This window comes from Paraburkholderia sp. EB58, assembly GCF_050436665.1.
Taxonomy (GTDB): Bacteria; Pseudomonadota; Gammaproteobacteria; order Burkholderiales; family Burkholderiaceae; genus Paraburkholderia.
The window spans coordinates 45393-61592 of record NZ_JBNDMQ010000049.1 but is presented as its reverse complement, the minus strand read 5'-3'; the positions used below and the strand labels follow the sequence as shown (position 1 = coordinate 61592).

General features: G+C 55.2%; 11 protein-coding genes and 1 pseudogene. 7 read left to right on the top strand and 5 right to left on the bottom strand.

Features of this window, described 5'->3' with window-relative positions:
* The 4 genes and pseudogenes from P3T40_RS40245 to P3T40_RS40230 form a co-directional block, all read left to right on the top strand.
* A pseudogene (locus P3T40_RS40245) lies at positions 1 to 107 on the top strand (ADP-glyceromanno-heptose 6-epimerase); the annotation flags it as partial.
* Positions 108 to 236: 129 nt separating this feature from the next.
* Positions 237 to 1550 carry an FkbM family methyltransferase gene (locus P3T40_RS40240; RefSeq protein ID WP_429273253.1) on the top strand — a complete coding sequence of 438 codons (1314 nt, stop codon included), beginning with the start codon at positions 237 to 239 and terminating at the stop codon, positions 1548 to 1550.
* A 78-nt stretch (positions 1551 to 1628) separates the two neighbouring features.
* Positions 1629 to 4361 carry a glycoside hydrolase family 99-like domain-containing protein gene (locus P3T40_RS40235; protein WP_429273252.1) on the top strand — a complete coding sequence of 911 codons (2733 nt, stop codon included), beginning with the start codon at positions 1629 to 1631 and terminating at the stop codon, positions 4359 to 4361.
* A gap of 257 nt (positions 4362 to 4618) precedes the next feature.
* Positions 4619 to 5032 carry a GtrA family protein gene (locus P3T40_RS40230; RefSeq protein WP_429273251.1) on the top strand — a complete coding sequence of 138 codons (414 nt, stop codon included), beginning with the start codon at positions 4619 to 4621 and terminating at the stop codon, positions 5030 to 5032.
* 236 nt (positions 5033 to 5268) lie between these two features.
* Here P3T40_RS40230 and P3T40_RS40225 read toward each other — a convergent pair whose 3' ends face one another.
* On the bottom strand, positions 5269 to 6741 hold the full coding sequence (locus P3T40_RS40225) for a hypothetical protein (protein ID WP_429273250.1): 1473 nt from the start codon (positions 6739 to 6741) through the stop codon (positions 5269 to 5271).
* A gap of 506 nt (positions 6742 to 7247) precedes the next feature.
* Between P3T40_RS40225 and P3T40_RS40220 the strand changes: the two genes are divergently transcribed.
* From P3T40_RS40220 to P3T40_RS40210, 3 genes are all read left to right on the top strand, one after another.
* Positions 7248 to 8858, top strand: a complete 1611-nt coding sequence (locus tag P3T40_RS40220) for a hypothetical protein (protein WP_429273249.1) — start codon at positions 7248 to 7250, stop codon at positions 8856 to 8858.
* A gap of 427 nt (positions 8859 to 9285) precedes the next feature.
* On the top strand, positions 9286 to 10932 hold the full coding sequence (locus P3T40_RS40215) for a hypothetical protein (protein WP_429273248.1): 1647 nt from the start codon (positions 9286 to 9288) through the stop codon (positions 10930 to 10932).
* Positions 10933 to 10966: 34 nt separating this feature from the next.
* Positions 10967 to 11746, top strand: a complete 780-nt coding sequence (locus P3T40_RS40210; RefSeq protein WP_429273247.1) for a class I SAM-dependent methyltransferase — start codon at positions 10967 to 10969, stop codon at positions 11744 to 11746.
* 140 nt (positions 11747 to 11886) lie between these two features.
* Here the strand turns inward: P3T40_RS40210 and P3T40_RS40205 are convergent, their stop codons facing one another.
* The 4 genes from P3T40_RS40205 to P3T40_RS40190 all read right to left on the bottom strand — a co-directional run bounded on the left by P3T40_RS40205 (position 11887) and on the right by P3T40_RS40190 (position 15838).
* The gene (locus tag P3T40_RS40205; RefSeq protein WP_429273246.1) at positions 11887 to 12318 is read right to left on the bottom strand and encodes a GtrA family protein; all 432 of its coding nucleotides are present in this window, start codon (positions 12316 to 12318) and stop codon (positions 11887 to 11889) included.
* Positions 12315 to 13598 carry an NAD(P)/FAD-dependent oxidoreductase gene (locus tag P3T40_RS40200; RefSeq protein ID WP_429273245.1) on the bottom strand — a complete coding sequence of 428 codons (1284 nt, stop codon included), beginning with the start codon at positions 13596 to 13598 and terminating at the stop codon, positions 12315 to 12317. Before P3T40_RS40200 ends, P3T40_RS40205 begins: the two co-directional genes overlap by 4 nt.
* 4 nt (positions 13599 to 13602) lie before the next feature.
* Positions 13603 to 14541, bottom strand: coding sequence for an NAD-dependent epimerase/dehydratase family protein (locus P3T40_RS40195; RefSeq protein WP_429273244.1), 939 nt, complete (start codon positions 14539 to 14541; stop codon positions 13603 to 13605).
* 163 nt (positions 14542 to 14704) lie between these two features.
* A complete protein-coding gene (locus P3T40_RS40190; RefSeq protein WP_429273243.1) occupies positions 14705 to 15838 on the bottom strand; it encodes a hypothetical protein in 1134 nt (377 codons plus the stop codon).
* Between the last annotated feature and the right edge of the window lie 362 nt (positions 15839 to 16200).

The window sequence follows — 16200 nt, the reverse complement described above, 5'->3', positions numbered from 1 at the left end:
GCTTTACGCAAGCCGATCTCACGAAGCTGCGTGCCGCGGGCTATGACGCGCCGTTTCTGAGCGTGCAGGAAGGTGTCGACCGCTACGTACGTTGGTTGGCGAAGTAACCTGTCTGAACTTGTTGCAAAGCACGCATGGGGCGTTCTTTGCCACGAATCATGCCGCACCGCGTGAGACCGTTAGACACACGCCGCGATATATAAATCTAAACCGGCTAAAGAATTGAGGTTGGCATAATGCATTCTGATGATCTGCTCGATACTGTGAATTCCCGCTACGGACAAGTCACGTTCTTTGCAAACGACACGGGGGCGATCACTGACTCCCTACGCAAGTACGGCGAGTGGGCAGAGAACGAACTGAGCTTCATGCTGTCGATGGTTCGCGAAGGCGACACGATCATCGACGTGGGCGCGTATATCGGCACGCATGCGCTAGCCTTCGCCCGGCATCTTGGGGAAGCGGGGCAAGTGGTGTCCATCGAAGCCCAATCGAGCAGCTTCGAAGTGCTGAGCCGCAATATCGCGGCGAACGGCCTGAAGCATGTCCGGCTCGAACACGCTGTGGCGTCGGCGACGGCAAAGGACGAACTGATCCCGTCAATCGATATCGAGTCGCCGGGCAGTTATGGCAGCGCGTCCCTGCGTGACGTGCTGGTTCCCGGTGTGCATGCGAGCGCCGACGAAGGCGACTCCGCGCGACCGGGAGGGCTGGCAATCCGGTCGATCGCTGTCGACGACCTCGGGGTTTCCTCATGCGCACTGATCAAGATCGACGTGGAGGGCATGGAAGACATGGTCCTGCGCGGTGCCGCGCAGACCATTCGCCGCTGTCAACCCGCTATCTACGCAGAATGTAATTCTCTTGAAGATGGACTGCGAAGCTTGGCGCTGCTCAAGGAATATGGTTACAGGGTTCGAGCGCACGTTGTTCTCGCTTACAATGCCGACAACTTCCGGGAAAATCCGGAGAATATTTTTGGCGGTGCGCGCGAGATTGCGCTGGTCGGCACGCCGGCGGCTGGAGCGGATCCGCTAGAGGCGTACGCGCTGCGATCGTGCGAGTTGTTGCTGGATATTGAAACCGCTGATGATCTGGCATTGGCGTTGCTGAACAAGCCTCAGTATGAACATGAGGTGTTGCGCAACGGTGCCGCCGGGCGGTCCGGCGGCCGGATTTGTCTGGATGAAGCGCGCGAGTTGCGCTCGGCCTACGAGACGCTTCAGCGCGATGTTGAGCACCAGCTTGCCCGCGCGCTCGACGGCGCCCGTATCGAGGCAGATCGGCGGCTTGCGGCAGCCGAAGAGGAAAAGAACCGCCTGCTGGCGGGTATGCACTCGCAGGTCGAACAGTTGCGCGCCGAGATCGCCCAGATGCGGACGGAACTCGAACCGGCGCTTAGGGAGCTGGTCAGTGTACGCGCCGAAGCTGGACTGGCACATGCTCGAGAAGTGGCGCTGCAGGCGACGCTAAATGACGTATATGGATCTAGTAGCTGGCGGCTTACCGCCCCCTTGCGCCTGCTGAAGCGAGTCGTGAAACGCTCCTGAACCAGTGAGCCTGGGTGGCGGAACAGGTGATGGCCAGCACCTGATGTAGTGAACGAGTGATTGCGAGATGAGGTAGGGATGAGAGTCGTTATTGGGCTGGTAGAGCATATTGGCGATATCGTGGCGTGCGAGCCAGTCGCCCGCTACTTGAAGATGAAATACCCGGGTTGTAATTTGACCTGGGTTGTAAACAGGGCATATCGCGATCTCATCGACACAAATCCGCATGTCGATGAAACGGTCGCAGTCGACTGCCTGACGGACTGGATAAAGATCTCCCGTCATGGGCTATACGACAAGGTAGTCGATCTTCACGTCAATTACCGGGTGTGTTCGCACTGCCGGGTCCCGCTCATCAAGGATCACGGCAATCCGTTCATCAACGCCTATGAGTGGCTCGACTATGGCGCGTTGCTCGAGGCTTTCTCCGTCGGAGCCGGCCTGCCGAAGCTTTCGGCAACTCCGCGCCTTTATCTGCGCGAGGAAGACGCGCGGGCGGTCGATGCGCTCGCTCTGCCGGCTGAATACTGCGTCATTCATCGCGAATCCAACAATCTCGAGAAGGACTGGACTGGCGACAACTGGCGTGCGCTAGCCGGTTGGATTGCCAAGGAACTTGGACTTCCTATCGTTGAAATTGGGGTGAGCAAGGAGGAGCGGCCTTCGCCGCTTAACGGCCTAGCAGTCAATCTGATTAACAAGACCAGCATTCTTGAGACAGCGGAAGTGATTCGGCGTGCTCGCTTCTTTGTCGGAGTGGATAGCGGGCCGTCGCATCTCGCGAATGCGGTCATGACACCGGGCATCGTGCTGCTGGGCCGTATGGGCGCATTCCGCCAGTACACTCCCTATACGGGCCTGTACGGCAGCAATGCGCCAGGGGTCAAACTGGTCCGCAATCTGTTGGGGCCAGCCCGACAATTGCCGGTGCAGGATGTGATCGACGCAACACGTTATGTGACTGACGTGCTTGCCAGACGCGACGAAGAGGGGGCGATTGCGGCCCCACGGTCAGGGGTACCCGCGTCGAACGCGGGCAATGGCTCTGCGGACCACAAGGCGCTAGCCATTGATCATGATGACCGCGCCGCGCTGACCGCCTCGCCGCTGTTTGACGAAGCATGGTATGTCTTGCACCACCCGGACGTGGAAGCTTCGAAGCTGAGTCCTGTGGATCATTTTCTGTCCATCGGCGGCTCGCTAGGATATCTGCCGAGCCCGGAGTTCGATGCTCAAGGCTATTTGAGCCGTAACCCGGACGTTGTCACAGCAGGCGTGAATCCTCTGGTGCATTTCATCAGGTTCGGAGAGAGAGAGGGGCGAGTGGGCAGGAAGCCGGCTCGAATGCCGAGCAACCTTCAGGATAAGGGCGCGCCTGCCGAACCACGTTCGTTGTATTCGAGCGATAAGCCACGCCTGTCTGCAGTGCTCGAACAGGAGCCGCTACCGCTAGCACTCAAGGATCCGGTCCCGGATAGTGAGGTTCCGCGAACGTTCGCATTCTATTTACCCCAGTTCCATCCGATTCCGGAAAACAACTGGGCGCACGGTATGGGCTTTACGGAGTGGAATAACGTCATCAAGGCGAAGCCGCTATTCGAGGGGCATTATCAGCCGAAGATTCCTGGCGAGTTGGGCTATTACGACCTGCGCTCCTTTGACGTGATGCGTGATCAGGTAGATCTTGCACTTGAGCACGGCATCTCCGGCTTTTGCTTCTATTACTATTATTTCCACGGCAAGAAGCTGCTCTACAAACCGATTGAGAATTACATCAAGTCGGACCTGAAGATGCCGTTCTTCTTCTTGTGGGCCAATGAGAACTGGAGCAAGCGCTGGGACGGTGGTGACAACGAAGTCATCATCGCGCAGCAGCACTCGAAGGACGATGATCTCGCGTTTATCCGCGAACTGATCCCCCTTTTCGAAGATGAGCGTTACACGAAGGTAAACGGCAAGCCGATCTTGTGTATATACAAGGCCCATCTGTTTCCGGACATCCTTAGCACAACGGAAATCTGGCGCGATGAAGTAGCGAAGCACGGCTTCCCCGGCGTGTATCTGGTGATGGTGGATGATTGGAGCCCCGAGCCGCCGCAACCTCGCTCACTCGGGTTCGACGCTAGCTACGAGATTCCGTCGAATGTCATTCCGCAGGACGTTTTGAGCACCGAGGCGGAGACTCTCGGCCTTGGGGACGACTTTACCGGTCGTATCGTGGACTATGACAAGTTCGCGAAATTTCACATGAGTCGCCCGTGGCCCGAGTATCGGCGTTTCCGCACAGTGATGCTGCCTTGGGACAATACGGCTCGATATGGTTCGCGTGCGATTGTCCATATCAACACGGGAGGCGACGCCTACAAGTTGTGGCTGTCGCAGGCAATGCTGGATACCCACGCGCGTTACCCGGCGGAAGAGCGCATCGTGTTCCTTCACTCCTGGAATGAGTGGTGTGAAGGGACTTATATGGAACCGGATGGAAAGTCTGGACGGCGCTACCTCGAGGAAACACGGGACGCTATCAGCGACGTAAAGAACGTGCTGGCGCTCGGTGGGAACACGGAGCAGGGTCGAGCACTTGCCTTACTGCAGAGGATACAGCGCGAGAAGGATGAGGGCGCGTACCGAATCTTGCAGGCAGCGCGGATGCAATCGGCTGCGTTGTGGCGTGATCGGGATGAGTTGCGTGAGAAATTCGGAGGGAGTGCGCGCGAGTCGGACGGGAGCGCACGGGCTGAGAATGTTTCGCCGGACTCAATGACAAGACTTCGACAAAAGATTCGGAGACTTGCGCGACCAGGACGCTAAACGGTCAGATCAGCGACACGGACGTTGGAGACGGCAAGACGAGTCGGCGCTAGGAAGGCGGCTGGCTCGTGAAGGCGCGTAAGGCAAGCGATCGGATATGTCCTTCGGTGCCGGTTCCAGATGATGGCGGCGGTACCAATCCTTTTGAGTCAGAGCGACTTGCTTTTGATTCCGCAGTGATTCGCAAGGAGAGCACCGACCTGACCGGTAGCAAGGGCTCCCTCCAATCAATGGAAAACGTTCGCATTTAGTCAGCCATGAAATTAGGTTTTTTGTACGCTTTCTTCGCATGCATATCTGCAGCCGCGAATTTCGGTGCTCAGGCCATAGCGGTGCGTATTTTTTCGGGCCACTATGCGATATTTATCGCCTTGGTTGTCGGTACCCTCACCGGCCTGGTTGTAAAATATCTGCTCGATAAGCAATGGATTTTCCGATGGCAGAGCGCTGAGGCGATGCACAATGCACGCACCTTCGTTCTGTATGCGCTCACCGGTGTAGCAACGACACTCATTTTTTGGGGAATCGAGTCGATATTTCAATGGAGATTCGATTCTGAGCCGATGCGATATCTCGGTGGCTCCGTCGGCCTGGCTATTGGATACGTTACGAAGTTCCGGCTTGACCGAATGTTCGTATTCGTGGGCCGTCCGGTGAGGGGAGCCACGTAAATTCGCGGCGCGGGTCTCGCCCTTTGTGTTCAAATTGGGCGAGATGTCCGAGACCACAGTGGGCTTTGTGCTGATCGCCTGTTAGCCAAATTTCGACTTCGTTTGACCGCCCGTATTTCCGCGACTTAGCTTCGTCGCCGCCACTTATACGATCCAGGATGTGCTGGTGCGCCATGGGTGGACAGTGCCTCGCCATCGGCAAGGTGCTGTCGCCCACGGCGCGTAGCCGTGTCCTGCTAGAGCAGCACGTCCTTTGGGGACGTAGGGGCCACTACCTTGAACCAGGTGAGCTCCGCCAAAAACAGTATGGCTCCAGCGAATTCGACTCCTACGCCATAGCACCATAGAAATGTGTGCTTGGGGAGCTCTGTAGACCCGTCGCCAAATACAGAGGAAGCGATCGAGTAAAGCGCTAAAAATCCCCCAGTGGCGAAGAGAAGGCTGGCGCCGTGTGCGCTTTGTCTGCAGTAAAGCGGACCGATAACACACCAGATCACCATAGGAATACACACGATCACCGAGGTTATGATAATCAGCCGGAAGAGGAGTTCAGGTAAGTGATTCAGGTACGTGCCAAGTGACGTGAATTTGGTCGCCAAAAAGCGAATCGAATCGGCTGAGGACAGGTCTTCGAAGAAATGGTAGCGGAGCCCCGGGAACGGTCTTAGTTGAGCGATAGCATCCGACAGCGGGCCGAACAGAGTTTGTGGCTGCTTGAAGAACAACGGTATCAATCTCATACGGCTTACATTGATTACTTCTGGGCAGGGATGATGCTGGTCGACACCTGGCGAGTAGAAAGACTTTCCGATCATCACACTGCATTTTTCCGGAAGACGGAGATCGCGAAGCGCGGCTTGAGGATCGGGCGCGTGACGAAGCACTTCGGTAAATACCGTGTCAGTGATGTTCACGAGCTTCAATCTCTGACCAAACCCGGATCCTGATGGATTGCCTGCCGCGAGTAATATCATTGCGACAAACCCGGCCAGGCCCATTGCGATACACGAGAGCTTTGGCGCTGCTTTTTGGAGCATGACAAGCGCGCCGATTATGCCAACGACCGCGGCCAGTGGTGCGAACTGCGGCTTAGCCAACCCTAGGCAAATAATAGAGCCATAGAGCAACCACCGTAAACCGCGCGAGGGGGCGTCTTTCGACGTAAACGCGAGCCATAGTGCGGCGGTTGCCACGAAAACGCCAAAAATTACCGTGAATTCGTTATAAAGCGTGTTCATGTACGCGATGTACCCGAACTCACCAAAAGCCAGCGCGAAGAGGCCTGCGACTACCAAACGTCTCCCGGGAGTGCGTGCGACCCAGAGAAGGCCGCAAAGTCCCAGCATAACTACGCATACTCGCAGGCCACCGATGTAGCGGAAGTCAACAAGGTCGCCCGTCTTAAAGAAACGCGTCACGATGTACGGAAAGAGGGTGTCGACAGATACGGCACACATATCCATATCGATTTTCCGATTCAGAACCAGCCGGTTTACCGGACCTGAAAGATGCGCGTCGATCGATGGATTACCATAATCCTGCCAAAGCCCCATGCAGCTCTCCACCCTTGCAAAGTCCCAGTTATCTGGGTAGGCGATGAGTGGCGAAGCGGACGTGATAGCAATCATCTTCCATGACGTGAAGACGACGAGGAATATCGTTACCCAGAGGGTAAGCGAACGTGGAAAAGCTAACTTGACGCTTGGCATCGGTGCGATGTGGACCTGTAATGAGAGTTGAGCGCCGGACGATCAGGCGATTGAATCGGCGGTAGGCCGAAGCCAACGAGGGTGAAAGTATATTACAGCGGAGTTCTCGGCAGTCCTTAGGTAGGTTCACGTGCCGGTGCTTGCCTGAGCCGAGTTGCGCGATCGACTCGAGCGAAACATAGACCACGCTGCCGTCAGCAACGCAACCGGTTACGCGCCAAGTTGGCCAGACCCCCTAGCCAACGTACGTTTCAACTTGCAAGTTAACCTAACGCCCGGTTGACGATTTATCTAGACGTTAACTGCAGGCGATGATGACTGCAACAATAAGCGGAGCGATATAAACCTCGAAAAATCACTTGCGAGCGACTAGTCCATAAAGCAGCTCCTGCAGGAGATAGGACGCGACTGGCGTACACGTCACGCGGAACTTTCGGTGGACGGAGACGCGGAACGGAGCAAGATGTATGCGATCATGGCGGCTTAAAATTTTCGCTCACATTTCTATGAATCTGGGCTTCCTCCAGCGCATATCAACGCTGCTGCCGTTCGTCGCAGCAGCTGGGCTACTTGCTATTTGGTTAGCCCATTATGGGCCGCACTGGCCGCTTCGAGATAGCTACGGATATTTCTACTATCTCGACAGGCTACATGATGGCAAGCTCAGCTTCCTCGATTTCCTGAATATGCGCGATAACGAGCACCTCGTGGCGTTTCATGTTTCTGTCGCGATGCTGTTCTTGACGGTTTTTACAGGAGCTACGTTCCCTATGGTAGTCGCGAATGCTGCGCTCCTTCTTGCGTTCGGGGCAATGATATACGCTACCTCCAGAGAATCAGTAGCAAATCTGAAAGTTCGAACGGCGCTCGCGTTTCTTATCTGTGTTGCGATACTTAACCCTTCGCAAACGAGTTATCTGCTGTGGGAATTTCAGATCTGGCTATACATCGACATGTTTTTTTTGGCGGCCAATGTATTGCTGATCGAAAGATACGGTTTTAAAGCATACCCAATAGTTGTTTTGACTTGTCTGCTCGCCTCTTTCTGTGCGGCGCCAGGTTCATTTTTGTGGCTGGCGGCTGGTGTTCACATGCTTTATGTGTCCGTGGTCGGAATCAATCGGGGACATACGAAACGTGGCGCGATTATTTTTATTTCCCATATTTGCGTGTTTCTGCTCGTGACTTGGCTATTGCTGTTGGGGAAATATGGCGTTCCACCTCATCACGCCAACAATGGTTTCTTGAGTGGAATGCTCGGGCACGTGACATACGGAGTTACGATTATTGGAGGCGGCTTCGGAATCCGGAATCCATCAATCGCCCTGGCCCTCGGCGCCTTCGCACTCGTGGCATGGCTAGTCGGTATGGCCGCATCGGCGCGCGGCGGTTTCGCGACGGCGCTGGATCGCACCGCCTTCATCACCGGTGGCGTGAGCCTTTTGTGGGCGGCTGCGTTCGTAGTAGGGCGGGAGTCTTTCGGTATCGCGTGGGCGTTCGGCGGATTTCACGCATCGGCAATGCTCATCCCTTTTTACGTCAGTATCGGCCTCTATGCGGTATCACTATGGCAGCATTCTGCGCTGTCTTTAAGAATTGCAGCGCCGGCGCTTGCTGTGATATGTGCTGCTTCGTCATTCGCAGCTGTTCCGTTCGGGCACGAACGATCTGTCGAAATAAAATTGAATTCGTTGCTAGCTGCATCCGAAGAATGTGGCAATCTGGACCTGCCCTTTGATGTAAAGCTCCGCCTCAACGGCCTTGAAGGGCCTCTGCGAAACGCTTATGGTGACCTTGCGCGCCAAAGAGTGAAGCTGTGCGCTCACCAACCGGATCTCACTGGTGCGATTGCGCTTGTTCGGTTGCCCCTGTTCTTCAACGAGCTGAGTGGCGATGACGTCAGAACGGCACACGCTTTGCGCACGCTATGGTATGTCTATCTGACGCATGGTGATCTGCAGGCCGCTTTCCCATTTGCGGATCCGGCAAATCCCCAGAAACTGTTGCGATGGGCGGCAGGCGATGCGCAGACGGGGAGCACCTATGATCAAACGGTGCTTGGCCCGTATGCAGAGGTATACAAATCCTTTGCGAAACAGGTCGAAAATGCTTATTGAAACCTATACGTCGTCGAGCTAATGCTAACCTCTCGTCACTGCAAGACTCTGCTGGATGGTGATGGGCTGTTGCAATGTTGGTGCGGACGCGGTCAGCGTCATGCGGCATCGTCAGTCGAAAAACAATGGACGACGCCGCTTCCGTCTTGGCGCAAAAGCTACCCCGAGGGGGGCTAGCAAACGCGGCACATAATCGATTTTGACCAACGTGGCAGGCACCGGACTATACTCCGCATTTGTCTGTGACCATCCAGTATGGAGTGGTATATACATGCAAACTGCGGGCGCACGAAATCGAAGTCTACGAGCCGGGCACTTCGTCGTCAATGTATTGCTCGCAATTGGCACCGTACTTGCGGCGAGCGTGGAGTCGCATACTCTAGTTTGGGAGACTAACAATCTCTTTGCGATACCATGGTACGACGACATGTTTGACCATGTTCGGATGCATAACGCGATGGGCAGTTTCAGCCGGTTTATGTCGTACGCAGTATCGCCACATAACGAGCATCGAATCTTCACGGGCCGTTTAGTGTCCTTTTTGGACGAGCGATTCTTCACTGGTAGGGAATACGGGCAGGTCATCGCAACAAACGTCTTGCAGGCGCTAGCGACCTTCATTTCTTGGGTTGCTTTCGTTAGAAGCGGTTATTTCTCGAATCGATATACGCGCCTGTCAATTTTCTTCATTATCGCGATTTTCTTCTTCAATCCGAATTTCCTTTACACCCTGATAATTCCTTTCCAGCTGCCGTTCGGGATAATTGCCTGCATATGCGCGTCCGCAGCGTTGATTATGAGCGAAGCCTCGGCACAGGAAAGCCTAAGCCATCTTGACCATATCCGCCTCATCGGCAAATTGCTGCTACTGGCGGCAGTGGCGACCCTAACGTTGGGTAACGCTCCGATTGTGCTCATCGCAGCCGCCGCGGCCGCTGTCGTTCTTCGCTGGAAGCCGTCTATCAGTGCAGCAATGATCACACTTGCGCTTATCCACGTAGCGGCCATGCTGGCGATCACGCCGGCGGCCTCGGCCAGGTCGCATGACGTTGTCGCAATCTTCAAGTTCGCGTTAATGTATTTGGGAAGCCCCTTCATTCGACTTGATCCTTGGCCGGCAAGCTTGATGACGTGGCGCGACTCACCATTTATTGCTGCGCTATGCGGGGGCGTGGTATTTGTGACAGCCGTGGTCTTTGCTGTCGCGCGCCGCATGCATCCCGGACTCGGAGGTCGACTCGCCATCTTCGGATTCGTGCTATTGACCGTCGTAATCGGTACGAGCCTCGCCGCGGGTCTCTCTCGTGCCCAGTTTGGCATACTGGAAGGAGCCAACAAGAAATATGCTTCATTCGCCGCCTTGGGATGGCTCGGTGTTTATGCGGTGTTTTCTGGCGTCCTCTTTCAGTTGCGCGAGTCTCACCGTCGTGTCGTGCCGGCATCAATGGTAATGGCTCTGGTGATCCTCCTCGCCTTCACGCTGTCTGGTTCGAGAAGGGAAGAAAGACTATGGGAAAAAGCCCGGAACAAGACTTGGGAGGCGGCGTTGGCCAGCTTCGTACAGATCAACGACAGCGACGAGTTAAAACTGTTAGATACGAGCGAACCTGAAGTCGCGGAATACATACAATATGCTGGTGCGCGGGGCATCGGAGTTTTCGCCTATTTCCCATTCCGAATGGGTGACGATGCAGCGGCCTTCCTCTCGAGCAGAAAAGAAACCACTTGCAAGGGCGAAGTTGAAAGCATCTCACCAATTGAAAGCAAGCAATCAGCCAGATATTTCGACGTAGTTGGAGCCCCCGCAACCATCTCCGGCTGGGCTTGGATGGCCGAAGAGCATAAACCGGCGACCACGGTTATCGCTGTTGACGCAACGAATCACATTGTTGGTGCAGCACGCAGCATCCGCAGGAGTGCGCGCGCTGAAGAGAGCCTTGCTCAGACCTTCGACCAGAATCTGGGATGGTTCGGATTCGGAAGAACAACCCAATGGCAACAGGTCAAGTTTTACGCGCTCTCCAATTCGGGAAAGCTCTTTTGTCCATTAGGTCCGTTGGGTAGTGTCAGGTAATATTCCGCCTAGGGCCTTCGTTTCGGAGATTCCAATGGTCGTAAACTGGTCTGTTGCTGAAATTCGAGATCCGACCTTCCGCGCCGAATTTCTTGATATTCCTCGGGTTCTTGCGGACTGGACCGCTGAATACGGCGGCCTGAGAAATCGGGACATATTGGACTTCGGCTGCGGGGAAGGCGCGAGTTCATTAGGCATCGCCCTATGCCATCAGCCGCGTCACATTGTTGCGATCGACATTAATCCAAAGATCTGGAATACGCTGCCCAATGCAAAGAAGAATATTGGGCTCGACGACGCGCCGGGCAATCTGCTTCTAAAGCAGGTCGATGCAGATACACCATTGGACGACCTTGGGATGTTCGATGTCATCTACAGTTGGTCGGTCTTTGAACATGTTCAGCACGACCTGATCGTGGACTGTCTGGCGAAGATGAAGCGAGTTCTTCGCCCTGATGGTGTAATGTTCCTCCAAACAACACCCCTCTTTTATTCGGCGTTTGGATCGCACTTCCAGCATTGGATGCCAGATCCTTGGTCGCATCTTTCTATTCAGCACGACGTGTTTTGCAATGAAATCAAAAAGCGCGTTGGGGACAGGAGCGCTGCTAATGATTTGTTGTGCATGTATGAAAACCTAAACCGGGCGACCGCTAACCAGATATTGCGAGCGGCTCGGCGAGTCGGCTTTGATGTCGTGAAAGAACACAGGACCTACGATGACTATCCGATTCCAGATGATCTTCGTGAGATTTATTCCGAAGACGTACTGAGAACCAACCAGCTCGTATTCATTGCAAAGCATGCCCACTAGAGGCCATTAGTGTCTGCTAGGTGCGTAAGCGAATCTATTTGCAGGTGACGGCAGTACCGAATAGAACAAGAAGTAGTACGTAATCGGCCCACATGCATTGGAGTTTGACCAATGGGCGCGTCCATGAACGGCGATACAGATCAGGTGCTACCCTTAAACGACCACTTCTTGTGTCCGATGTAGCTCGTGAACACGGGAATGGCCACTCCGAACAGATGAGCTAGCTCGCGTACGTGCGAAACGATGCCAAGACGAGGGAACACATAGTAGGCGAGGCCCACACTAACGAGCCAAGTTTGCGCAATCGCAACGACATTCACCATCGTAAAGAAGAAAGCGGACTTCGCTGTCGAATGCGTACTTTCGGTGAATACGAACAGCTTCGCCAGCGCGAATGCAGTGATCATCCCGGTGAAAAAAGCCAGTATGATCGCCGCGGAATACGGCACCCATAGGTTGTAGACGATTCGGCTTCCCCAGTTGACGGCAGCCGCAAATCCCCCAGTCACCAGGAAGAGCGCGAAGCGTCTCGACACCGGGATACGCTTCGCTAACATGTGCATCCGCGTCATACTAGTCCCGCCATCTTGCGACCCAAGGCGATGCTCTCCGATATACCGCGGTCCTCGGGATAGTAGTAAGACGTATCCGCAACCAGCAGTCCCTTGATTGGCAGTTCGAGCGGCGGCAGCCGGTCGAGATAGCCAGGATCGCAAACGGGCTGAGCATAGCGATACCTACTGGCGCGTACATCGATGAAGTCGTCCGGTGTCAGGGACGGATTGATCTTCATGAGATAACGCTTCACCTTATCGATGAACACTTCGTTCGGTTCCTGATACTTCGGATGCTCGCCTGGTACGTAGAACGGTACGTATACGATATGCTGGTCGAGTGGACGCAGATTCGTATACTCGACAATCCCCGGAATATCCATGTCCGGGTCGTTCGTATTGAGCCAGAAGTTAACGCTTACGGCGCGCTTTAACTTCACGATCACACAGACCACCGCAACGTAGTTCACCCGTTTGTATGCCTCGAGGATCTCCGGAGGGAGATCCGGCATCAACCGTGGCACGTACGGCAACGGAATCGTGCTGATCACCTTGTCGAAAGCAATGACCTCGCCGTTCGACTCGATGCCTTTGACGACACCACCTTCCATCACAACCTTCTGCACCGGCGTGCTCAGACGCAGATCTCCGCCGCCAGCAACTATTGCGTCGCGCATGGCATGCAGCAATGTGTCGGAGCCACCTTCGAGGTAACCTAGCTTTTCGCGAAAAATATTGTAGCGCGAGCGGCCTATACGGCGGATGCGGCTCCAGATCCAAGCGGCAGAAAGGTTGTTCGAGTAATCATAGAACTTGTAGTCGAAGAGCCGGCGCCAAAGCACTTCCCACGCTTCTTCCCCAACCCAGCGCCGAATCCATCCGCTTGCCTCCACCTTGTCAAGGGACTCATGGTTGTCACGCTTTGTCGACAAAAACGCATGCAGGCCATAGCGGAATTTTGCGCTCCAGCTGAGGCCGCGGAATTTGAGCAGAGCGATGGGATTGCCCCAAGGTTGTATTTCACCTTGGTAGTAATAACCCATTTTCGTCTCGACCCATTTCATCTCCTGCTCGATTCCCAGTTCATCCAACATCTGGAAGAACGCGTGGTCGGAAATCGCGTGAAAGTGGTAATAGCGCTCAATTGACAGACCACCGAAATCGAAGCAGGCGGCCATGCCACCAACCCGGTCGTCGGCCTCGAAGATAACCGGTTTGCGGCCATCCTTTACCAATTGATAGGCAGCGGCGAGTCCCATCGGACCCGCGCCAAGCACAGCAATTCGTTCGTCGTTCATAGCTTTAGAACGCTAGCGCGATGCGGCTATAGGTCGGATCGTTGAAGGTCTCGTCCATAGCTTTTGCGAACGGCGTCGCGCGGATATTGAAGATGCCTTCCCAGTCGATCACTTCAAATTCATCGCCGGCGGTCAGCGCTTTGAGCTGATCGGCCGTGAAGGGCGGGTTTTTGCTGAAGAGCGCGTAAACTTTCAACAGCACGTAGAAGAGTCCGTAAGGAATGCGGACGATCGCGCAGCGGGCGTTCGTTGCGCGTTTGATTTGCCGAATAATGTCGATATAGTCAACGCGCTCGAGTCCGGTAATGTTGAACGCCTGACCTTTCACGCGCGACTTGATGCAGCTAATGATCACATTGCAGAAATCGCCAACGTACAGCGGCTGGCGCATGTAGCGTCCGCTGCCTGGAACGGGGAACACAGGAACGCGATGCATGAAGCGCGACAGCCAGCCCAGATGCTTGCGGTCGAACCAGCCAAACATAAGTGTTGGCCGCAACACCACGCAATCGATGCCGGACGCGACCACAATCTCTTCCTGCTCGCGTTTGGTATCGGTATAAAAATCCTTGGCCACGGAGTTGACCACGGATGAACTGATATGAACGGTGTATGGCACGTTGTACTGCTTGATTGCTGCAAGAACGTGTCGGGTCGAATCAATATTATTGCGAATGAATGGCTCGATCGTCGGAGCACCGATTTGCGCCTGAAGCATCACCACCACCTCCGTTTCCTCGAAGTGGCTCATCCATTCACCAGGTTCTGCTAGATCCGCATACAGCGCCGTCAGCTCAGGGTGCACGCTTTTTAGCACCTCGAGGTTTGCACGATGCTTATCGAGGACAACGAGGTTTGTAAAGCCTTGAGCCTTGAGTCTGGCGACCAGGTTCTGGCCAACCAGTCCGGCGCCGCCGGGGATCAGAATGCGGGTTTTGATCATAGGGTCAACTATGGGAGTGATCCCAAGCCTGCACAAAGGTTGAATGATACCTTGCCACCACTGGCCTTTTTCATGAGACGGCTACGCCGCACGATTCGAGCGGGCAACTTGGGCTTGGGGCATTGAGCCGGTCCCGCTGCATTGGAAGCCACATCATAGGCAATCAGTCCAGAGGAGTTCGAGTAAAAACGGCTCGTGCATCGGTTAATGCGCAATAGCGGCCGTTGGAAAGCACACCGAGGGCCACCACCTGTCTGTCGGGTGGGCTTTGGAAAAATCCCACCCATCCGCCATATTCGTTGTGAATGCCGGTATGCTGCCGCAAGTCGTTGCGACTTTGACCCGTAAGGGCCTCGCCCAGCACACGTCCGTCCGCTGTTGCCAAAAGCACCGACTGAACATACTTATGTGTGTCAGGGTCGACCGCCCACCCGCGCGCTGCAAATACCCCAGCTGTCTTCGTTGGCATGACTTCGTCGATTTGGCCGTCACACTTAGCGCTAGAGTCGACATGATCGGGCAGCGGCGGGTAGTCGACGCTATCCGGTGCAAAAATTGATAACCCCGCTGCTTGCGCGCGCGGAACGATGGAACGCAAAGCCTGGGCTTCAAAGAGCCCGGACGTGTAGGTAGAGTCGTATACGTGCGAGCGAAGCGCGAGGCCACCGATTTGCTTGCGATACACCTCAACGTGTGCTGAGCGCAGAGCTAGCGGTTGGCCGATGAAGATCAGCACGGCGAGAAGCGCGATGCAGTTCTCGATGGGGGTGCGCACACTCCCTTTGGACGCGTTTAGCCATAGGAACAACACTGTGCAGGCGATCGCGAGCAAGCCTGCGGTTGTATAGCGCGACACCATCGCGGAGTCAAGTCCGAGCGAATACCGCCCGCTCGCAGTAATGAGCGCGTTGCCGACAAGAAACAGAGCCGTCGCGAGTAATGCAATTGCGCGAGGCCGCTCGTCGGTACCCACCGCCCGCCACACCCCAATTGCAACGCCGGTGATCGTCACTGCACCAAATATCCACGCTATAGAGGGCCAGCTTGGAAACGAGTAGAAGAGCGGCGCGCCGAGGTACAGCATAACGTACTCGAATACGCCGAGTGGGTGTTGGGTGATGGCTGCAGTCACCGAGACACCAGTTGGGGACGTCCAGTGATGAAAATAGGTCACCCATGTTGCCGCACAGGTCACCGCGAGAGCCGCGATGTTCGAGATCGGCAGACGCAGATAGAGTGCCATCACGATTAGCACGGGGAGCACGAGCAATCCGCTCGCCATCGACATCGCGGCCATTACGCCGCAAATGATGGCAGTTGCACACCACCATGCTGCCGCGCTCGTCTTGCTTTCCGCCGCGCGCTCAAGGGAATGGAAGGAGCACAGCGCGAAGAGGTAGATTGCGAACCATTGGCACTGAAACCCCCATGTGAAGTTCTCCCGCTGCGCCCACGAGAAAACGAGGGTTAGTGCAAGACCAGCCGTAATCGCGCGGTCTACGCGAGTGTTCGGGAGGTGCCGCGCAACGACACGGTACAGCATGACTGCCAGCAGCAATGCAAGCACGAGATTAGCCGTAAGCGAGAATACATTTCGACCTCCGAAATACCGCATGTCGGCAAAAAATATCAACTGTGGCAGGACCAGCCGATGCTCGT